This window comes from Acutalibacter intestini, from assembly GCF_034334985.1.
Taxonomy (GTDB): domain Bacteria; phylum Bacillota; class Clostridia; order Oscillospirales; family Acutalibacteraceae; genus Acutalibacter; species Acutalibacter intestini.
Genome location: NZ_JAWXXL010000047.1, coordinates 1 through 20,488 on the forward strand (window position 1 = coordinate 1; position 20,488 = coordinate 20,488).

20 protein-coding genes and 2 pseudogenes are annotated in these 20,488 nt (G+C 52.3%); 1 reads left to right on the forward strand and 21 read right to left on the reverse strand.

Features of this window, described 5'->3' with window-relative positions:
* Nucleotides 1-491: 491 nt before the first annotated feature.
* The 16 genes and pseudogenes from U8U68_RS19395 to U8U68_RS19470 form a co-directional block, all read right to left on the reverse strand.
* Nucleotides 492-827: a hypothetical protein gene (locus U8U68_RS19395; RefSeq protein WP_322203757.1), complete on the reverse strand. Its 336-nt coding sequence runs from the start codon at nt 825-827 to the stop codon at nt 492-494.
* A 63-nt stretch (nt 828-890) separates the two neighbouring features.
* Complete coding sequence (rpe, locus tag U8U68_RS19400; protein ID WP_322203759.1) at nt 891-1,520, reverse strand: ribulose-phosphate 3-epimerase; 630 nt, start codon at nt 1,518-1,520, stop codon at nt 891-893.
* An 85-nt stretch (nt 1,521-1,605) separates the two neighbouring features.
* On the reverse strand, nt 1,606-2,535 hold the full coding sequence (locus U8U68_RS19405; RefSeq protein ID WP_322203761.1) for an AEC family transporter: 930 nt from the start codon (nt 2,533-2,535) through the stop codon (nt 1,606-1,608).
* A gap of 12 nt (nt 2,536-2,547) precedes the next feature.
* Nucleotides 2,548-2,841, reverse strand: coding sequence for a hypothetical protein (locus U8U68_RS19410; RefSeq protein WP_322203763.1), 294 nt, complete (start codon nt 2,839-2,841; stop codon nt 2,548-2,550).
* Between the two features lie 103 nt (nt 2,842-2,944).
* On the reverse strand, nt 2,945-4,417 hold the full coding sequence (locus U8U68_RS19415) for a ubiquitin-like domain-containing protein (protein ID WP_322203765.1): 1,473 nt from the start codon (nt 4,415-4,417) through the stop codon (nt 2,945-2,947).
* A 17-nt stretch (nt 4,418-4,434) separates the two neighbouring features.
* Entirely contained in the window at nt 4,435-4,680 is a 246-nt protein-coding gene (locus U8U68_RS19420) for a DUF1653 domain-containing protein (protein ID WP_322203767.1), read from the reverse strand.
* 239 nt (nt 4,681-4,919) lie between these two features.
* Nucleotides 4,920-6,128 carry a tyrosine-type recombinase/integrase gene (locus U8U68_RS19425; protein ID WP_322203770.1) on the reverse strand — a complete coding sequence of 403 codons (1,209 nt, stop codon included), beginning with the start codon at nt 6,126-6,128 and terminating at the stop codon, nt 4,920-4,922.
* A 136-nt stretch (nt 6,129-6,264) separates the two neighbouring features.
* Nucleotides 6,265-6,819, reverse strand: a pseudogene (locus tag U8U68_RS19430) (tyrosine-type recombinase/integrase); the annotation flags it as partial.
* A gap of 270 nt (nt 6,820-7,089) precedes the next feature.
* Nucleotides 7,090-8,697: a hypothetical protein gene (locus U8U68_RS19435; RefSeq protein ID WP_322203772.1), complete on the reverse strand. Its 1,608-nt coding sequence runs from the start codon at nt 8,695-8,697 to the stop codon at nt 7,090-7,092.
* Nucleotides 8,685-9,875: a hypothetical protein gene (locus tag U8U68_RS19440; RefSeq protein WP_160580101.1), complete on the reverse strand. Its 1,191-nt coding sequence runs from the start codon at nt 9,873-9,875 to the stop codon at nt 8,685-8,687. The genes U8U68_RS19435 and U8U68_RS19440 overlap by 13 nt, the downstream gene beginning before the upstream one ends.
* Nucleotides 9,872-10,795, reverse strand: a complete 924-nt coding sequence (locus tag U8U68_RS19445; RefSeq protein ID WP_367575865.1) for an ABC transporter ATP-binding protein — start codon at nt 10,793-10,795, stop codon at nt 9,872-9,874. The genes U8U68_RS19440 and U8U68_RS19445 overlap by 4 nt, the downstream gene beginning before the upstream one ends.
* A complete protein-coding gene (locus U8U68_RS19450; protein ID WP_322203774.1) occupies nt 10,755-11,894 on the reverse strand; it encodes a hypothetical protein in 1,140 nt (379 codons plus the stop codon). Before U8U68_RS19450 ends, U8U68_RS19445 begins: the two co-directional genes overlap by 41 nt.
* Nucleotides 11,895-11,899: 5 nt before the next feature.
* Entirely contained in the window at nt 11,900-12,895 is a 996-nt protein-coding gene (locus U8U68_RS19455) for a hypothetical protein (RefSeq protein WP_322203776.1), read from the reverse strand.
* Nucleotides 12,896-12,955: 60 nt separating this feature from the next.
* Nucleotides 12,956-14,203: a HAMP domain-containing sensor histidine kinase gene (locus U8U68_RS19460; RefSeq protein ID WP_322203777.1), complete on the reverse strand. Its 1,248-nt coding sequence runs from the start codon at nt 14,201-14,203 to the stop codon at nt 12,956-12,958.
* Complete coding sequence (locus U8U68_RS19465) at nt 14,191-14,853, reverse strand: response regulator transcription factor (RefSeq protein ID WP_160580212.1); 663 nt, start codon at nt 14,851-14,853, stop codon at nt 14,191-14,193. Before U8U68_RS19465 ends, U8U68_RS19460 begins: the two co-directional genes overlap by 13 nt.
* 72 nt (nt 14,854-14,925) lie before the next feature.
* Nucleotides 14,926-15,108 carry a DNA-binding protein gene (locus tag U8U68_RS19470; protein WP_120427784.1) on the reverse strand — a complete coding sequence of 61 codons (183 nt, stop codon included), beginning with the start codon at nt 15,106-15,108 and terminating at the stop codon, nt 14,926-14,928.
* Nucleotides 15,109-15,399: 291 nt separating this feature from the next.
* Between U8U68_RS19470 and U8U68_RS19475 the strand changes: the two genes are divergently transcribed.
* The gene (locus tag U8U68_RS19475; protein WP_105309553.1) at nt 15,400-15,756 is read left to right on the forward strand and encodes a helix-turn-helix domain-containing protein; all 357 of its coding nucleotides are present in this window, start codon (nt 15,400-15,402) and stop codon (nt 15,754-15,756) included.
* Nucleotides 15,757-15,974: 218 nt separating this feature from the next.
* On the opposite strand, the gene U8U68_RS19480 is transcribed toward U8U68_RS19475, so the two are convergent.
* The 5 genes and pseudogenes from U8U68_RS19480 to U8U68_RS19500 all read right to left on the reverse strand — a co-directional run.
* Entirely contained in the window at nt 15,975-17,393 is a 1,419-nt protein-coding gene (locus U8U68_RS19480) for a relaxase/mobilization nuclease domain-containing protein (protein WP_322203784.1), read from the reverse strand.
* A 116-nt stretch (nt 17,394-17,509) separates the two neighbouring features.
* Nucleotides 17,510-17,824, reverse strand: coding sequence for a hypothetical protein (locus U8U68_RS19485; protein ID WP_016223847.1), 315 nt, complete (start codon nt 17,822-17,824; stop codon nt 17,510-17,512).
* Nucleotides 17,825-17,973: 149 nt separating this feature from the next.
* Nucleotides 17,974-18,318, reverse strand: a complete 345-nt coding sequence (locus U8U68_RS19490) for a plasmid mobilization protein (protein WP_004070769.1) — start codon at nt 18,316-18,318, stop codon at nt 17,974-17,976.
* Nucleotides 18,315-19,121, reverse strand: a complete 807-nt coding sequence (locus tag U8U68_RS19495; RefSeq protein WP_322203788.1) for a DUF3848 domain-containing protein — start codon at nt 19,119-19,121, stop codon at nt 18,315-18,317. Before U8U68_RS19495 ends, U8U68_RS19490 begins: the two co-directional genes overlap by 4 nt.
* Before the next feature lies 1 nt (nt 19,122).
* A pseudogene (locus tag U8U68_RS19500) lies at nt 19,123-20,247 on the reverse strand (SNF2-related protein); the annotation flags it as partial.
* Between the last annotated feature and the right edge of the window lie 241 nt (nt 20,248-20,488).

Here is a 20,488-nt window from a genome sequence, read left to right on the forward strand (position 1 = left end):
TGGCCAGAAGCATCGCAAGTGATTTCTTCAGAAACTTGCTTTTGTTCATGATTTCAACCCTCTTAAATTTTAGATTCTCAGCCGGCCTTTTTCGCCGCTGAGTGGAAGTTAACTATATAATAACCTTTGAGCGCGGAAATTGCAAGTGTTTTTTTTAACTTTTTTGCGTCTTTACATAATTTTTTTCCAAACCGGGCAAACTAATAGATTTGGCTTATTTCCGGGGTTTTCTCGGGTTATTCTTGTCTATTTTGCCCCAGTTCCTGGGCTTTTCTCCAGACAATCCCTTGGGTGCTCTGCTCTGAATTGGCGAATATATCCAATCATATTTGTTTTCACTATCCTTTTTACCCTCAGATTTTCCCTTTTTTTCTCAAAATTTTTTTCTTTCTTCTCCCAAACCCTCGTCCTGTCAGGTAGATATAAGCTGTTTTCTCGTTTTCCTTGACTATTATACCACAAAAAACGCCCTGGCGCAATTGCCGCGGGCGTTATTCTTCCGTATAATCAGGACCATGCCGTCGTGTTGTCAGTGCCTGGCCCAGCTTTGCCACCGGGTCACGGCTGATCTCCTGCCCATGCTCCTGGCAATAGGCGTACAGCACCGGACTGGCCCCCAGGCACTTGCCATAAGGTTCCGCAGCCCGGGCCAGCTGCTGGCGCTGGGCCAAACCGGCCTCTACTCGCAAAAAATACCGGCCCCGCCACCGGCACAGCCTTGAGGCCGCCCCCGGCGTCAGCCTATAAATGCCCTCCACAGCCCCGCACAGGGCCGTGGGTCCGTCGAACCGGAACACCATGGGCTGTGGCGCCCCTTTTAGCCGCACCGGCCTCCCCCCTTTACAGCCTTTTCCCCATTCTATGAAGGACCGGGCCGGTTGGTGAACCGTTTATAGCCTGCGTAGTTTTTCAATTTCCTCCTCCGGGTTTTCGGCTCGAAACACCGAGGTGCCTGCCACCAGAATGTCAATCCCCGCCGCTTTACAGCGCAGGGCCGTCTCCCGGTTTACGCCGCCGTCCACCTCCGCCCGTATCTGAGGAAAACGAGCCTTCAATTCTTTCACCTTTTCCAAAGGCCCAAAGTGCATTTTCTGTCCGCCAAAGCCGGGCTCAACCGTCATAATCGTGGCCTGTGCCAGCAGCGCGCCCCAACTTCCTACAGCTGAAACCGGCGTAGCGGGCTTCAGCGCAATGCCCGCTTGGGCCCCGCTGGCCAAAATAGCCTTTACAGCCTCTTCCAGGGAGCAGCCGCACTCAGCGTGAATCGTAATAATATCCGCCCCAGCCTTACGGAAGGTCTCAATATATGGCATGGGGTTGTCCAGCATCAGGTGCACGTCAAAAGGCAGAGAGGTCCTGTGACGCAGGGCCTCCACTACAGCGGGGCCAATGCTGATGTTGGGCACAAAGTGTCCGTCCATTACGTCAATATGTAGCATGTCCGCTGTGGTAATCCGTTTTAGCTCACTGGCCAGGTCCGCAAAATCCGCAGCCAGCAGCGAGGGCGCAATGGTTAGCATGATGCCTAAAAGTCCTCCTTCTTTCTATACTATATATAGTATACAGATTCTCTATCATTCCGAGAGGTGGGCAAGCTCTATGGCCTTACCATCCTCTGCACACCATCTGGGCCAAAATCGTCATAATCGGAATTGTAATAATGGAAAGCACTGTGGACACGGCCACCAGCTTGGAAGCCAGAGCCGAGTCCCGCTTATACTGCACAGCAAACAGCACGGCGTTGGCCGCCACCGGCGCGGCCGCCTGGATCATCCCGCTGACAAACAGCTCTTCCCCAGGGCGAATAACCGCCAGTACCAATAGGTACAGGGCAGGCGCTAAAATCAGCCGCAAAAAGGAGGCCTTGTATACACTCCCATCAGAGGCAAAGGAATGGATGTCCACCTTCGCGATATACCCCCCGATCACCAACATCGCCAGCGGGGTGTTCAGCGCGGCCAGCGCCCCTAAGGGTTCCGTAATGATTTCTGGAAGTTGCAGCTTTAAGAAGTAGATGGGCAGGCCAAAGGCCAGACCGATAATGCCCGGGTTCAGCAAAACGGTTTTCAGGTTCAGCTTTGCCCCACCGCTCATCATGCTGTAGCCATAGGTCCAGCACAGCACGTTAAACATCACCACGCCGAAAGAGGCATAAATCACCCCTGTATCTCCTACAATGCCCTGTACCAGGGGAATGCCCATAAAGCCCGTGTTACTGAAAATCACAGAAAACCGCAGCACCTTTTGCCGCTCGGGCGACTCTTTCCGAAAGGTCGATAGGCTAATACCCACCGCAATGGCCATCCAAATAGCGGGCAGCGCCAGGGCCATTAAGAGCTCATAGGCCCCCAGTCCGCTGGAAGAGCCAATAAACGAGTTAACAATCACGCAGGGGGTCACGATTTTCAAGAGCAGCGAAGTAATCTCCCCCGTACCTCGCTCGGTGAGCATTCCCTTTTTGGTAGCCAAGTAGCCGACAATGATCAAAATCAGAATCACCGCTACTTTAGCCGCCACCATTAGAATCGCGTCCATGTCCGCTCCTCCCTATTTCTTCGATTCATCCCCCGAGCCGCCGGCGTCCCGGCCTTTTTTCCTATACTCCTTGATAAAAGCAGCAGCCAGTATGACCAGCGCCACAGCGGTAATGCATTTCAGCACAATACCCCAGGTACCGGCAAACAGGTCCAGTTCCGGCGGAGTCAGGGCATCCCCCAGCCACCAGCCGCCCAGCACCAGGAAAAAACCCCCGGCCAACAGGAATACCTTGTTTTCTTTCGACATCGAAAAGATGAGGATAAGCCCCACGGCAAACCACATAATGGCGTAAAAATACTGCATCTTTTGTCCCGCGCTTTCTATATTGGTTATTTTTATCTGATACGGATATTATAGCCTTTCCCAGCAGGAATTACAAGAGCAAGGGCAACATATCCCCTTTCTCCTAATCCAAAATGTACAGCACCATTTCCCTTCTTCCGATGATGCTGCACTCCTCTATGGTATCATAGCACAGGTCCGCAATAATGTCCCCCGCCAGGCAGGCGCCTCCCGTATCCCCGGCTACTCCATATCCATACACAATACTTCCATCCGGCGAAGCCACATACATCCTCGTGCCATAGGGAATAATCTCCGGGTCCACCGCAATCACTCCCCGCACAGCCTCCAGCCCCACCGAGGTAGTCCCTCCCGGAATGCAGTATGCGGTACACGTCCCACGCATAGCCTTTGTATAGCGGATCTCCTCTCCCCGGGGGCCGGTGAGGGTGCCGTTTCCGTTTACCTGCACCGTTCCGCTGCTAGGGGCGCTGTCTTCCTCAGAGCTGGAGGGCTTATCGCCAATATACTCCATCTGGGGCAACTTTTCCACAGCCAAACTAGTCCCTTTCATAACCACCGCGTTGACAGGCTCCAGTACCACCTCTTCCGAGACCATCTCCCGGCTTTCCAGGGTCTCCCCCACATACACCGAGCGGTAGGTGATCTCCTTTTTTCCCTTCAGCCCAGCGGTCAGGGTCTTGCTCTCTCCAATGACTAAGGTGCTTGTCTGCATATATTCTGTTTCAAAGTCAATGTCCTGGGTCTCTACCTCCTCTTTCACCCGCACCTGCCGCAAAACAATCTTCATGCCATCCACCAGCTTGGCTTTCCGGCTCACATTCAGCCGATCCTCCTCTTCCAGCTGGAAGCCGCATTTTTCCAGCGCCTGCTCCACGTTTTCCGCAGACACCTGGTAGTCCTTTGTCACTCCGCCGCTGGTAATCCGGAGATTCACCACCCGCATTACCTGTATCTCCATTCCGTCAGTCAGGAGGCTGTCCAGCGGATAGTTGCAGGAGTCCCGCTCTCCCAGCTTCACTCCAGCTTCTTCCAAAGCCTGGGCCACGGTTGCACCGGTCAGCGTTAGGCGGGCGCTTTTTCCGTCCGCAGTCACGGTCACCTGGCAGCGGCGCTTAATATTCACAGTCAAGGCCGCAGCCACCGTCATTTCTCGATTGGGGGTCACCTGGTCCTCTTTCCCCAGGACAATACCGTTTTCTGCTAGGGCCTCTTCCACCGTACCGCCCAGGTAGGCGACCAGCCGCACAGTGTCCCCACCGTCGTTCACATGAATTTCCACCCCTCGGCGCACCACCACTTTGGTACCGTCCCCTTCCGAGCGGGCCTGGTCCATGTCCCCCAGTGGCGCCATGCCCCGGGCTCTAGCCCCCCGCAGCACATCTTCCAGCTTTAAGCTAGTGGTACGAAAAGAATAGATTCTGCTTCCGTCTACCACCTCTACAGGCGCCGTGGCCACATGAAACCAGATTCCCACAGCCAAACAGACTATTGTAATAAATGCCCCCGCCGCACCCAAGATCATCAGCCGCGCCCGGCGGGCTCTTTGCATGGGTTTCTTATAAGTTTTTCGCATATGAGAAACCTCCCTTTCTATTCCTCTATCTTCTCAAACCGGTATTCCTGTTTGGCCTGGAAATCCTTCTCCTGGTCCACCTCATGCGTGAACATCCCATATGGCCGGGCAAAAATACCATCATTCCCGTACAGCGCCTGGTAAATGACCAGCCGTTCCCGGGCCTCCGTATGGATAGCAATATATACAGTACCCGGTACTGCTTCTTGCCGCTTGTGTACAGCCGCGGCTTTCAGTATAAAGGAAATCTGCCTGGCCGTCAAGTTCTGGGCAGTGGCAGTTTTTTCTTGTCAAATCCTTCCCCTGATAAAAAAAGCCCCAGAAACCACAGGCTTCCGGGGTTTTTTGGCGATATTTAGCGCTTGGAGAACTGGGGCGCGCGACGGGCGGCCTTGAGGCCGTATTAAAATTCTCTTAGTGCCGTTTTTCCTTGATTTTTCGGGCTTTTTTGAACTTCTCCCCACTGGTTGTCCTATCCCTTAACCAAACAAATTGGTGCATTTTAACTGGAAAATGCCTGATGAAATGCCCCGTTCACCACCGCAAAAAGTTCCTCTGGCTTATTATACTTCACCTTTGCATAGATGTCCATAGTTGTTTTGCTATTTTCATGTCCGGCAAGGTACTGAACCGTCTTGGGATCAACACCCGCATAAAGCAAATTTGTAATATAGGTGTGCCGGAGCTGATGGGGCGTCACTTCAAAATCCAGGGTATAGACAATCCTGGGATTGTTTTTCTGGCTGGTTCCCAGCGTCGGCTTTACCGTGTACTTAATGCTCTGTCCGTTCACATATTTATAATAGGTGCGCTCCTTGGTGGAACGGACAACAATGTACTGCCACACTCGCTTGAACTGTGAGTAAGACAGGGGCTGGCCCTCGCTGTCGGCAATCACATAGTCAGACGTAGAGGTCACTTTCGCTTCTCGCAGGCAGTCAGCCAGACACTTGGGGATGGGAATGTCTCTCCGGGCCGCTTTGGTTTTTAGAACCGTAGAGATCACCGGCCGGTTGTGTTCCGCCCGCCATGCCCGCCGTACCGAAATGTATGGGGTGGGAACATCCAGGAACACACAGTCCCATTGGAGGGCAAGGGCTTCTTCCCGACGCAAGCCAGCGTATAGACCGATCATCACAAAGAGATATGGCGGCAGTCCTTTGATGGCCTCCAGAAGCACCGCAACCTGTTGATCGCTCAGCGCCTCCTTTTTCTGTGCCGGTCTCCCGCCTTTTCCCGATATTCCCACACAGGGGTTATCTGCAAGAAGCTGGCTGCGCTCGGCAGAATAGAAAACACACTTGATGAGCATATTCACTTTGTTATACAGGCCCTCGGACTTCTTGGACAGTGGCACCAACGCCAGCCGGATGTCATCAGCCGTTACTTCCTCCATATACATATCGCCCATTGGCTTGATGGCGTAGTTCCTCATGTTGGAAGTATATCCTTTCAGTGTGGCCGCCGAAACCTTTGCAGATTGCATCATCAGCCATTTCTCGCAATACTCTGCGACGGTCGGATGCTGCCGGTGAAAGAGAATCTCCTGTACTTGGCGTCCCGCCGCTAATTGCTTCTCATAAAGTTCCTCACAAGTCGTTGCGTACAGGCTGACCTGCTTGCCATCGGCGTCCAGAATCCTTGTCCTATAATACTGGATTCCTTTTCGCTCCACACTTGTATACTGGGGAATTGTTTTTTTCTTAGCCATAGATAATTTCCTTTCTTATGCGCAAATTGGTTCCTTCACTCCCTTTTTATCAGAAAGACCTGATTAAATCAAAGATGCGGATTGAGAAAAACAAAGAGCGAGGCGTCTTTGCCTCGCTCTTGCTGTATTCTCCGTTCTATGCCCACATGGCATCCCATTGGGAAAATGCGCCGCCCATCGCTTTGACAACCTGATCCGGTTGGTTGTATTTGACTTTGGCGTAAATATCCATCGTGATTTTGCTGCTTTCGTGCCCTGCCAGGTACTGCACCGTTTTGGGGTCCACCGAAGAATGAATCAGGTTGGTTATGTAGGTGTGCCGGAGCTGGTGGGGTGTGACCTCGAAATCCAAGCTGTAAACACAGTGACCATTGTTCCGGGCTTTCTCTCCCAGCTGCGGGTAGAGGATATACTTCACATATTTCCCCTCTACCAGCTTCCGGGCCACTCTCGGTTTGGCAGTCCGCGTCACAATATACTGCCACAGCCGCTTAAATTGTGTGTAGGACAGCGGGCCGCCATCCCGATTCGCCACCACATAATCAGATGTAGATGTTTTCTTCGCCTCCCTCAAGCACTCTGCCAGGCAGGTCGGGAGCGGGATATTCCGCTCTGCCGCCTTGGTCTTTAGTTCGGTGAGAATGACTGGCCGATTATGCTCCGTGTGCCATGCCCGCCGGACTGTCAGATAAGATTGATTTTCTGCATTATGTACCTCCATTTCGATTCGCGGGTCCAGTTGACGGGTGAACTGAAATGAGGTGGAGAACGGCACCGGCACAATTCGTGGCTATTCCACAAGAAATAACAAGCAAAAACGCCAGTTTCCCAAAGTGGGAAACTGGCGTCAAGCGCATTTCTTTTATAATTGCTGGTTAGTCGGCAGGATAATGCCGATGGTGGAGTATAGTGAGCCGAGGCGTGAGCAAGGCTTTTTTTGATGAACATAAGTTAATTAGTATCAGATAACACTCATATACTCCAAGCTGTGCATTCCTTCTACGTTTGGGACAACCACTGTCTCCCATCCCGTCCAGCGGAACACCTTATAGAGCCGTCCGCCTTGCAGATAGTAGATGTAATTCCCATCTATGACAAAGGATGTGGAGCCCACATCTGCCAGCAGTTCGTCTACTGTCGGTTCATGGTCAAACAAGCCCCAAAAAGTCGCCGTGTTATCAGAGCCGGTGCTGAAGTAAAGCCGTGTGGAAAAATCCTTCAAGTCGATTCGGTAAATCTGAAAACCATCGCCCACCTCGCCGCTGGAAGCGTAGTAACAGGCGTCCTCGTCAACGTAGATGCTGGAGATCGCCCCGGATTGTCCAAAGGGATCACGGGTCAGCAGGATGGCCTCACCTGTGGCCTTGCTGGTCGCAGTGATGGTGTTCTCCACCATATCAAGCTCCACTGTATAGGCGCTGTTTTCTCCCTTGGACGCATCGGCCAGAAAATCATGCGTAATCTCACGGGAATTGCTGTACCCGCAGCCAGTCAATGAAACGGTCATACAGAGTATCAATGCCGCTGTCAGGAGAGGGCGAGTAGAAATGACCTTCCGCCTGCCAACATAAAACCTGAGACAGAGCCAAACCAGCAGACAGACAATAGCCAAGAACAGAATCACCAAAAGTCCAAACTGCTCCGGCGTGATACCCGGAAAGGTCACTATATCAATCAGGTTCCAGTCCTCGTCATATCCAACCTCTGTCAGTGTTCCCCACACATAGCCGGTTCCTGCCAGCAACCCCGCAGGAAGCGGAAGGACATATTTGAGAAAGCTGCCGCCGATCAAATGTGGCAGGATAGAAACCGCGATGCCGGAAAATGTAGTCAGTACCGTCTGCCGGAACAGGATGGAGAGCAGGGCAATCAGGATTGCAAACCAAGCAGCGCCCAAGCACCTGGACAGGACTACGATCCCATACGCCTGTCCAACGGAAATGAGATAGGGCGAATGTTCAAAAAAGGACAGGCTTTGCAGCGGATAGGATGCTCCATCCAGGCCGACCAACAAGGAGACAACAACAAACTGCACCAACTGAAACAGAGCCGTCGCCAGAACCGCCAGGGCCGCCATTACGCCTAATTTGATTCCAGCCAACCGCCCTCGGCCATTTCTGCAAGAACGGAGGATCTGCGCCATCCCACACTGGTATTCCCCACAAAATACTGGAACACAAAGCGCCAGCAGGAACAACAGCAGGATTACATTCACTCCATCGTGGGTCAGGAGTGTGTCCCATCCCCGCTCATCCATCAGGAAGCGATGGGCGGGGTCCTCTTTTGCGTAGTAATACTGGTTATAGATGGTCAAGAAGGCGGCTTTTCTGCCGTCATCGGAGCGGGTGGCTTCTGCGTATTCCGTCTCCATCTCCTGCGCTTTTTCCTCTGTCACCTCGCCTTGCCAGCGATCCATGTAGGCCAGATAAGTATCTTCATTCCGGTCAATCATATAACTGCTGTCGTAGCCGCTGCCGACGCAAAAGACTGCATAAGCCGCCAGAGCAATCAGAAGAAGTAAAAGCCCTTTATGATGAAATAATATCTTCTTTAATTCTACTTGCAGCATGATTTCCTCCTGATTGCTATGACCAGCAGACACGCGATTACAGCTTGAACGATCAGAACCACGAAAAGTCGGAGCAGATATACCCCGCCGATGCTCACCCCAGACAGGCTTTCCAGCAGTTTACTGCCGCTGGTCAAGGTGAATGGGCTGATGCAGGAGAGGGCCTGTTTCCACCACACGGGGGAGAGCGCCCAACCAGTGCAGTAGTTTAATGCCACGCCAAGCCCCAATCCCATCAGACATGGATAGAGTGATTTTTGGAAACAGGCGGACAGGAGAATCAGCAAGAGTGCTGTCACGCTGAAACCGATGGCCTTTAACCCGCAAATCAATCCATAGAACAGCAAAATCGAGCCGGAGAATGGAGTATATTGATAGCTTTCGATGGCATAGAGCGGGCTGCCCCAGCCATCAAAACCGCACAAAAGCCCAAATACCAGGAGGTTTAACAGGGCGAACAGGATTGTCGGTATCCATGCAAATATCACTCCAGCGCCGCATTTGGAAATAAGCAGAGGCCATCTGCCTCGTTTGCAGGAGGACAGAATCAGGGTCATCCCGTTTTCCTTCTCCCGCGTGAATGCGGGCGCTACCGCCAAAATGAGTAAAAGCAGGATCAGTAGATCGGAAAAGTCATAGGACAGTAAAGCTTCCCAGCCATCATACAGATAAAACGCAGGAATCGTTCGGCCTGCATAGTGATGGAGAATGTAGGCATTTTCTGCCGCTCCCGCTGTGTTACCGCTCTCTTGATAGAAAGTCATATTTTCTTTCGCCTGGGCCAGAATCTCCTCCATATCAGAGGAATACTTGACACTGTACTCCATGTGGGGATAGAAGTAACTGTGGAGCAGATAGTAGTCGCCAAAGATATAGCCGCTGTAAGTCTCCTCCTGCGGCTCCCGGCTATATGTTCCATCTGCCGTCAAAGCGTCCAACCGCTGGTACTCTGACGTGAGGAAGCGTACGGTTTCCTCTGTAATGGGGCCTTTGATCCGCTCATAGATGGTGTCGTAGCCTGCCTGCATTCCGCTTGTATTGGCCGCAACGGGCCGTATCTCTCCGGCGTGATAGTCCGCGATGATTTTGACCGTATTCAGACATAGGAACAGCGCCAGCGCAATCAGTGTATAGCGCCGCAAGATGCCTTTTCTGGCCTCCAAATAGAGAAAACTCATATCTGTCCCTCACTTGGCTGGAAAAAGGTGTGCAGGAACACTTCGTCCAGATTTGGGGATACCGGCTTTGCGCCTCGGAGCGGTTTCCCATCATCCACAATGCGCAGCAGATAGGAGCCATCCTGCTGCTTGATATTGCTCACGCAGTAGGTGTCCACCATCGGAGCCATATCCGCCTCGTTGGCTGATACCTCCCACACCTTTCCCTGGATGCTCTGCTCCAGTTCCCTAGGCGTGCCCTGCATGACCAGTGTACCCTTCCGCAACAGGAGGATCTCTTTGGCGATATATTCCACATCGGAAACAATATGGGTAGCTAAAAGGATGATGCGCCCCTTGGCCAGACGGGAAATGAGATTGCGGAAACGGATTCGCTCACCAGGGTCAAGGCCCGCCGTCGGCTCGTCCAGCACCAGCAGTTTAGGGTCGTTCAGAATAGCTTGGGCGATCCCCAGCCGCTGTCTCATCCCACCGGACAGCGCCCCGATCCGCTTGCTGCGGTTTTCCTCCAAATTGACGAAAACCAGCGCCGCGTCGATGCTCTCTTTTGCGTTCGCTACCCCTTTTACTTGGCACATATAGTCCAAAAATTCCTGTACGGTAAAATTTGCATAGAACTGAGGGTACTGGGGCATATAGCCAATCTGGTCAAAGTAGCGCCCGCCCATCTGGACGGTGTTTTCACCGTCCAGATGGATCACGCCGCCGCTGGCAGGCAGTATTCCAATCAAAATGTTGATCAGTGTCGTCTTACCGGCCCCATTTGGCCCCAACAATCCATAAACCCCTTCTGTCAGAGTAGCGGATACATTTTGGAGCGCGGGATATTTTCCATAAAATTTTGTGATGCTTTTAAGTTCCAGTTTCATCATGTATTCCTCACAGAAGGTCAACCGCTTGTGAGAGGGCATAGCCGTCATCCGTGCCCAGGGCTGCATAGGCGGAATGGCCGATGACCCAAATCTCATAGGGTTTGCAGTTTGTATCCATCGTATAGGTTTCATCCGCAACTTTTGTGCCATCGCTGACCTGATAGGCCCGCAGAGTACCGCTTGGGCTGTCTCCACCCGCACAGGTCACAATGTACTGGCCGTCTGCGGATACGGCGGCAATCCCGCTTTCATCTCCGCTCTCCACGTTGATTACCTTCCCCTGCTGCTGGGTCAAATCCAAAAAGAGGACGGAGCCGGTCTGCTTTGCGCCTCCCATGCTGGCGGGCAGAATCGTATCGGAAACAGCAGCATATTCTCCGTTTACAGAGAGCATGGAACCGGAAAAGCCCTCAGCAGAAAAAATAGCGGCGGTGTTGCTGCTCAGATCAATCGAGCCATAGGCCGTGGTATTTTCCTGCCCGTCCAGGCTTCCGAAAAAGGCCAAATAGTCTCCGCTGCCGCTGTACCCGACCGCCTCAAAATAAACGGTTTCGCTCATGGCCGGAGTGATTTCCGTCAGTTCCTGTGTATCAAAGGTATATTGATAGAGGCTGGGCCCTTCCGCATATACAAGGATTTTCCCATCCGGCGCAGCAGCAAAGACAGAGCCCCAAAGACCATTTACCAATGCTTCGTCTGTCAATTCGTAGGTGCCCACCAGATTAAGGCTCTGATCGAATAGCCAGTAATACAGCGTCTCCACAGAACTGTCGCCGGAGATCACCGTGACCCCGCCGGTGTCCTGCACATCCGCCGCTGCCTGACTGGACAGCATGACGATGACTCCCTGGCTGGTCTTGTCTGTCAGCAGGGGTGTTTGGGCGGTGTCAAAAGCATAGGTGGCTGTTACTTCGCCGGTAGATAAATCGGTCAGTTTCAGCTCATTGGTGGTATAATCGTACTCCGGCGAGAGAAAATTGGCTCCGCTGCCGGCTGTCTGTTCCGCCGATTCGTCAGGAGCCTGCTGGGAGTCCGCTGAGGGATTGCTGGACGAATTTCCGGTGTTAGCCGCCGGTTCGTTGCCTCCGCAGGCGGAAAGCAGAGAAAGACTGAGTACAAGTGCAAGCAAAATACTGATTCTTTTCATGTTCGTCAAACCTCCCCGTTGACCAAAAGTACAGATGCTGTCTTAACTGGATTGTTGATCTCAAGCTCCCCATCCTCCGGGGTAACGGCAATGGCATAGACCGTGTTCAGCGTACCAAGTGCAGAGGTATCAATCTGGAATGTGGCTTCTACCATCTGGTTTTTTACAGTCCGAACAGAGAGATAGTCCGCTCCATTGAGTTGGACAGGCTGGTGGTTGATGAACAGAGTGATATTGAACTCCGCCTCCGGCCCGCCGTAGAGCTGCACAGTGATTGTCGCTGTTTTCCCATCTGCCTGGATGTAATTTCCATCTTCAACACCTAGGGACAAGGTTGCCGTCGTGTCCAGGATATCGGTCGCACCCCACGCAGCCAGGGTATCTAATACGTCCTGCGGCAAATCCACCACATTGTAGTCCGTACCGGCTGCGGCCAATGTCTGTACGGGGGCGTCTGCTGCAAAAGAAATCTGGCGGGATATGGTTGCAGATTCCTGGTGGTGGAAGCCATAACGCGGATTATCGGGCCCTTCTGCTACAAAACTGGGCTCCAGAATTGTGACAGCCATAACAGGGACGGTTTCCCCCGCTTTGCCGGTCACTGGCTGGAATACCATGTTGAAATTCTCTTGCTGTCCATAATCCAGGTTAAAGACCTGCATATAGCTTTCCTCAAGCTCTGTACCATCCTCATAGACTGCGGAATAGGGCTGGGCCATCCCATCCACAAATAGGAGGACGCCAATCTCTGTGGTTTTTCCAGAAGAAGCGCCAGTTATGGAGAACGGAATTTCCAAGGGCTCACCATCGTAAGTATAAACCATGTCCATCGGGTCTTGCAGACCAAATTCCGCAGAGCCCACCTCATTGTCCGCTGGTTCTTCCTCAAAATAGGCGTCCAGGTTGTCCGATTCATCCGTGGCTGGGTCGCTGGTCTGCGGCGCGCTGCACCCAGCCAGCAAACATACAAGTGCCAATGAAATAAAAAGAAATCTGTGCATAAAAATACTCTCCTTATCGTTAAGATAAGGAGAGTATAATTGGAAAAGGTCTACGATTGGTCAATCGGCATCAATTTTTTCCGCTTGTATCTGCATTTCTACGCAAGCTCCGTTGTTATTGCTCAGAGAGAGCGTTCCACCCTGTTTCTGACAAAGGGTGTTGCAGATCGAGAGGCCAAGCCCGAAGTGGTCATTTTCCGTATTTTCCTTGTAAAACGGCCTTGTGGCGGAGCGGAGGGATTCTTCTGAAAAGCCCTTCCCATCATCATGTACTTGAATTGTAAGCAGACCTTCTTGCCACCCGGCCTTTAATGTGATCTCACGGCGGGCGAAGCGCAGGGCATTAGAAATCACATTGTCGATCATACGATGTACCAAGATCCCATCCAGCATGACCTGAATATCCGGAACCCCACTAATATCCATAGAGAATTGAAGCTGGTGCTGCTGCGCTAAAACGGCGTATTCGTCCTCCTGTTCCTCAAAAAATTTCCGCAAAGAGCAGGATGTTGGCTTCACTGGGATGGCGTCCATCGCCTGTATCTCGCGCACCTGGTTTGCATACTGTTCCAGTCGGTCTGTTGCCAAAGAAAGATTGCGGATCGTGCCCATCAGTTTGTCCTCGCTGATGCGTCCAAGCGGAACATTATGCGAGAGATATTCTGTGTAGCCTTTCATCACGGTGATGGGGGTACGGAGGTCATGGGCGATGGAGGCGCTGAGCTTGCGCCGCTCCTCCATCATAGCCCAAGTCTCTTGATTATTTTTTAGGAGGGCGGCCCGCATGGTGTCCATCGCCCGACAGAGTTCACCCATTTCGTCCGAAGCGGGATAATCCAAACAAAAATCCAGGTCACTCTGTGATATGCGGTCGGCGCTCTGTAAGAGTAACGATAGCGGCTGTTTCAGTTTGATGGAATAGAACATCCAGGCGCAGAAAATCGTACCAAGCACGAAAAGCAAGGTCGGCACCAGGACTACGGCTGCTTTTGCCGCATAGTAGGCGACCCGTTGTGTATCGCTCAGGTTGGCGATTTGGTACTCGGTGGATAAAATCACAAGCTGTCCATTTTCCCCTGGGACGATCTGTTTATTATCTGCAATCACCAGGTTATATTCATCCTCAGTCTCTTGGGGCGGTAACACCTGGTAGTCAGTCACACTTTCCAAGATTTGATTTTGCACGTTGACACAGGTAAAAATGGTTACTGCTGAAATACCAGCTACAAGCACCGCCATAACAAGGACAAGTGATACAAAAGCCCGGCGGAGAGGCATGGAGTGAAGCCAGTGTTTTATTTTGCCCATTTATAGCCGCACCCCCAGACTGTTTCAATATACTGCGCCCCCAGCTTGTTTCGGATGCGGCGGATGTGTTCCTTCACCACAGCATTGTCAGCGGTGCCGTCAAAACCCCGCACCTGTTCATAAATGGTCTCCCGGCTGAATACCTGTCCAGGGTGGAGGGAAAGCAGTTCCACTATATCAAATTCCACCTTGGAAAGTTCTATGGGCTGGCCATTTCGCGAGACAGTCCTTGCGGCGTAGTCCACCACAATGTCTCCAAAGCCCCGGACACTGATTTTTTGCTGGATACGGCTCTCTCTGCGCAGGTGGGCCTCTACACGAGCAGTCAGCTCAGCCAGGCTGAACGGTTTCAAAATATAATCATCCCCACCGGCCCGCAAGCCTGCTACACGATCCGCTTCCTCAATCCGGGCGGTTAAGAATAGGATGGGGCAGGTTACATGATCGCGGATTGCCCGGCACAACGCAAGGCCATCCATCCCTGGCATATTGATATCCAGCAAAATAATATCTGGCTGCTGGGTCAGTTTTTGCAGGGCCTCTTCACCACTTTTTGCGGTAATGACCTGATATTGCTCCATTTCAAACTGATCCCGAAGCATATCTAAAATCATCTGTTCATCATCTATGATCATAATCGTATAACTCATGGTTTCACCTCGCTCGCTGGTATCATAATAGGAAAAAGTCTATAATCAGTCAAATTCACTTTTTCGTTAATCTCATTGGTTGTTTTTTCCCTTCTTCCTACGCCTGTCAGCAGGCTTCTCTGCGTCTTTCGGTATCAGCCAGATTGTCGCCATCTTCACAGCCCCGAGGATACGGCTATCGGCGCAATAATAGTTTATCTGTCGAACTGAAACTCCCCATTTTTGGCTTGCCTCTTTTAATGTTATGTAGTCCATTTTGCACCTCCTAAAATATTATATTTTAGGGTTGAGCAAAACGCGAGTTTTGCAAAGTTGAGTCACAATATATAGGGCTCAAGCGAGCCAGATAGCACTATTTATTGTATAATCTTATGAGCAAATCGGAGTTTTGCTCAACCCTAATTATATTTCGTTTGCTCGAAGAATACAAGTTTATCCCTATCTATTGCTCCACAAAAATCAGCATAATCATGCCGTTCATCAGGTACAATAAGGTTATTTCTTTGCATAAACCGGAACGATACAATATTCTTGAGGTGAACGATTATGCCGATTGATGATTTGACTGCTTTGGGGCAAAAAATGCGGGAAGCCCGAAAGAAAAAAGACCTGACACAGCAGGAGCTTGCGGATCTGAGCCATGTTTCTGTAAAGCAAATCGCCAATATCGAAAAGGGGAAAATGAATCCTTCTTATTTGATTTTAAGAGCATTGGCAAAGGTCCTGCACATCTCTTTAGATACGCTTATAAATCCAGATATTTCTCTGGAGGATGAGGGTGTCAATCAGATGAAAATGCTTTATTCCAGCTGTCCGCCAGAAATGCGTGACACCCTGTTGCATCACACCCAAGAAACGGTGAAAGAACTGACAGAGTTGTCCGAAAAATTTGAAACGAATTGAGCCAGTGAGTGAAATTTAACGATTCTCTCACTGGTTCTTTTCATTTTCGGAGAAAAGAGGCAAGCAATGCCCCAAGATAGCCATTCGGCTCCTGGCGCTGCTTGTTGGGGATTCCCCAAGCCCCTTTTGAACACAGAATTTCATTCTGTGGCTGCGCGTTCCTGCGGAACGCTTTTCACCTGCCTGCGGCGGTGAGAAAATACGAAAAAACGGGCGCGTCAGCGATCCTGCTCCGGTTCTTTTTCCCGGTCATTCTGGCGTTCCTCCCCATATCCCATCAGCCGGTCTACGTTGGCTTTTGCGGCCAGCAGTTCCCGCATTTCCTCGCGGGAGCGCCGGTACTCGGCATAGTCTTTTTTCTTTCCTTCCAACAGCTGGGCATACTCGGCCTGCAAGCTCTTGACGGTGGGCAGCTTCTTGATACCCAAATCGTCAAAAGCCTGCTTTGCCGCCTTGTGGAGCAAAATATCCGCTTCATGTTCCGCTAAAAATTTCTTGGAATACCCCGCCTTGCGGTAGGCCGCATAGATCTCGCGAGTTTTCACATAATTGATGATGTGGGTCCGCAGTACGGCTATCTCCGCCATGCGGGTTTCCGCCGCCTTGATCTGTGCCGACAGCTCATTGTGGCGGGTGGTAGCAGCAGCCGCTTTTTCTTCCAAGACTGCGTATTCCAGCAGGCCATGCTCGGTGAGATAGTTCATTGTCTGCGCCATCTGTTTCAGATTGAATACCTTTGCCCAGCGCGCATAGCCAGCGCCTTTTCCGGCCTGCAATTTCTCCTGAATATCCACCAGAAGATTGACCTTGGGCGGCTCTGATTGAACAGCCGCTTTCTTTCTTGGGGTATGCTCTTTTTCCCCAGCCAGTACCGCCCGTATTTCATCTTCGCTGTACCCTTGTCCCAGCTTTTCATCCATGCGGGCAACATTCTTCCAGCCGGGGGCTTTGAGCCGGATTGCCTGTCCCCGGCGCGACACCTCACAGCCCATTTCCTCAAGCAGCTTTAACAGCGCGTCAAAGTCTGCCGGTTTCTGTTCCAACGCTTGGTCAATCATCATGCGGAGCTGTTCCCGGTGGGAGGGCTTTGCCCGATCCCCCAGCCATTTGTTGTAGCTTTTTCCATGCGGTTTTGGGTCCTCTACAATGGAATAGCCGTTCTCAACGCAGATAGTATCGTTGAGCCGCCGGACCGCGCGGGTACTGCCCCAAAAGTTTCGGAATTTCCGGTCACAGTTCAGATTGACCGCGTTCCAGATGATGTGGTTATGGATATGGGACTTGTCGATATGGGTGCAGACCACAAAGGCGTGATTGCCCTTGGTGAACCGCTTTGCAAACTCCACGCCCAGCCGGTTAGCTTCTTCCGGGGTAATCTCGCCGGGGACAAAGGACTGCCGGACATGGTAGGCCAGCACATCGTCCGCGCCCCGTACCCGTCCGGTGGTGGAAATATACTCCCGTTTTGCCAGCAGAAACTCGGCGTCGGCTACCCGGCTGTCACACGCAAAGCCGGTGACGAGCCTGCCGTTGTCTGTCTTTTGTGGGTTGGCTACATAGTCGATAATGTCACTGACCGCCTGGCTTTCGGTGCGGCCTTTGCCGGTGTGCAGCGGCATGATGCGTGTGGTTGCCATGATGGAATCCTCCCTCCATAACAAAACGGTCTGCATACGTAGACCGCTTGTTTCTTTTTATTCAACATTTTTATATCGGATTATCCTGTTTCATGCCAAAAGTAAATCACCCAAAGCTATCTGGCGTTTCCTTTTTCCCACTTCTCCAAACGGGATTGACACAGTGCGGCAATTTCGTTTTTATCTTCCTCCGTCACATCTCTGCGTCCTTTTGTCCGCTGGATTTCCAGATAGCTTTCATAATCGGAAAGCAGAAGGTCAAAAAGCTCCTTTGGGGTACGGCAGACCATGCCGCTGCAATAGCCGGGTAATTCCCCTGTCCCATGAAACTCCACCCGGATATACCCATACCGGCTTTTGCAGACTTCCATTTCTGTATCCAATGCCAGATAGTCCCCAAAAATGTCTATCACCTGTTCAAATGACATCATAGCAGTCCACTCCTTTCGTAAAACCCTGTTCTGCCGCTATTATCCATGATTCCGGCACATCCGGCAAGTTTACTGTCAAAAAGAAAAAGCGGAGGAAGGCGCGGCGAAGAACGCCGTTCCTCCCTCCGCAGATGGAGCAAACTATCCGGTCAGGAGAGCTTGGAAAGCTGGGCCAGTATCTTCTGCACACCCTCCCAAAGCTGTTCCTGCCGCTGGGATATATCTTCCAAATCAGCGTCATAAACCCGCCCGGTTTCATGCACTTTACGGGTCAGCTGGTTTAAGTTGTTGCTGGAATAGCGCATCAGGGACACCAGCTCCTTCAGCTCCGGCAAATCCAGCTTTACCACATACCCGTCCAGCGCCATTTTCCGCAGGTAGGCTTCCCGGTTGACGGTTCCAAGCTGGGACATTTTCTGCTCAATCAGGGCCAGCTCCTCCGGGGAAACCCGGAAATTCACCTGTACCTCCCGTTTCCGCTTTGCCGCGCTCATCGTTCCGGTTCTCGTTTCTTAGGGGCGGCGGGTCTGCGTTCCGGCGGCTCCTGTTTGAGTTTTTCCAGGACGGAGCCTTTCTCCGGGGCTTGAAGGACTTTCCGCGCCTGCTTCAAGAACAGGTCGGTCAGGCCGGGGTTGACCTTATCCACCACCAGGGCATAGCTGTGGCGGGGATCGCCGCCATCCTCCGGCATGGGGATTGTTTTCGCCCAGGCTTTGTTATCGCGGGAGATACGCCCGTCATGCTCCTTTTTCAGCACCGTATTGGCAAGGATAACCTGCATACGCTCCGGCCCGAACTGTTCCAGCACTTCTTTGACAGCGGCCTCGGTATTCAAGCGGTTATCCCCATAGTGGGCGCTGATGGCCTGCCGGGTGGCTTCTTTGCAGGCAAGACTGGCTTGCAGGGAGGCACGGTACTGCGCCATCTCCCCATGCTCGGACGCATAGGCGGCGGAGTGGGGATAGATCGGGACGGCTCTCTGTTCCTCTTTTGCCCTGTGCATCTCATTTGCCCGTTCCTCAATGCTGTCCCGGATCACATCCATATAGCCGGTTTCCAGCTTTTCAAAATGGCGGTACACATCAGCCAGCGGCGAGGGGGAATCCAGAAGCGCCTGTGCCTGGTTATCGGAGAGTTCCAGTTCCTCCATCGCCAGCACAATGTCCTCCCGGACGGTGTACTCATAGGCATGGTTCAGGACCTCCTCCGGGGACTGGCTTTTCAGCCAATCACGGAAGGTATCCTGTTCAGCGGCCATCTTCTCATAAAGGGCCGTATTCTTTTCGTTGCTGTTCATATTATCTTGCCTCCTGTTCCTGTTGTTTGGGTTTCTTTTCCATGCTGCGGGGCGGGATGGGGCGTTTCAGCCCTTCCAGCACCGAGGGCCTTTCGCGTTTGGCAATCGCCGCTTCTGGACGGGACTGCCCCTTGCTGTCCATGTTCAGCTCCATATCCAGCTCCACCAGACGGGCGTTCTTGACCCGCAATTCCTCCTCATAGGGGAAGGCTTTGCCCACTTCCTCCTTCGCGGCGGCCTGCTGCTGGTAAAGGTTATCCAGCTGGACTTTGACGCTTTCCAACCGCTGGGGCATCTGTGAAAGCGCGTTGTCAATCCGGGTCAGGTTGCCGCGCGGGTCCGCGCCCAGGGCGGTACGGTGGGTCATGCGGCCTTTCAGTTGGAGCATATATTCCTTCTGGAAAGCGTCAAAGGTTACAAACATAGCAAATCCCCGGTAGCTGCCGACCTGCACCGGATCGGAGCCTTTAACCTCCTTGCAGGCGTCCAAAAGGGCGGCTCCGGCGTTCTCTTTGTCGGTGAGCGTATCGCCCCGGACTTCCATGCCGGTAAATCCGTCTGTCGGGTGGGGGTGTGCCGCCAGGGTTTCCATATCCGTTTCCAGTCCTTGGATAAAGCCTTTGTGTTTCTCGATCTCCTCCGTGAAGTGCTTTAACAGCTGATCTTCCAGCCGGTACTGCTTGCTCTGGTGGTCGGCCTTCATCAGCTTTAAGCGGGATACCTCCACATCCAAATCCATACGCTCCTTGATGCGGGGGTCCCCGGCGCATAGGGCCTTGATCTCCGCAAAGGACAGGGCGGTTTCGTCCACATCGTCACAGCTGCGGACCGGGGATTTTGAAGTCATAATCTGGGAGATGAATTTCTGCTTGTTCTCCACCGTCTGCCAGAGGTATGCGTCGAAGGTCCCCTCGGTCACATAGCGGTAAACATGGACCAGCGGGTTCTGGTTGCCCTGGCGCTCGATCCGCCCTTTTCGCTGGGCCAGATCTCCGGGCCTCCAGGGGCAGTCCAGATCGTGAAGGGCCACCAGCAAATCCTGCACGTTGGTCCCGGCCCCCATCTTCTGGGTGGAGCCTAACAGGACGCGCACCTGGCCGGAGCGGACTTTGGAGAACAGCTCCTGTTACAATATATTTGCCCCATATATGTGGCAGCCAGCCACAGGCTTGGGACATCTCATGCCAAAGCTGTTAGAATGGGTAGGCAATGGTCTGACTTTCAACTCCAAGAGCGAAGCGCTCGTTGGAAAGTCCGTCAGCCATCCCCCCATTCGCAGCGTTCGATTTGTGCAGGTAGAGAAGCCGCTCGAGTCAGCAAACAGATAGAATCGGTGATGAGAAAAGGATGGATTACCGTTGTAATCA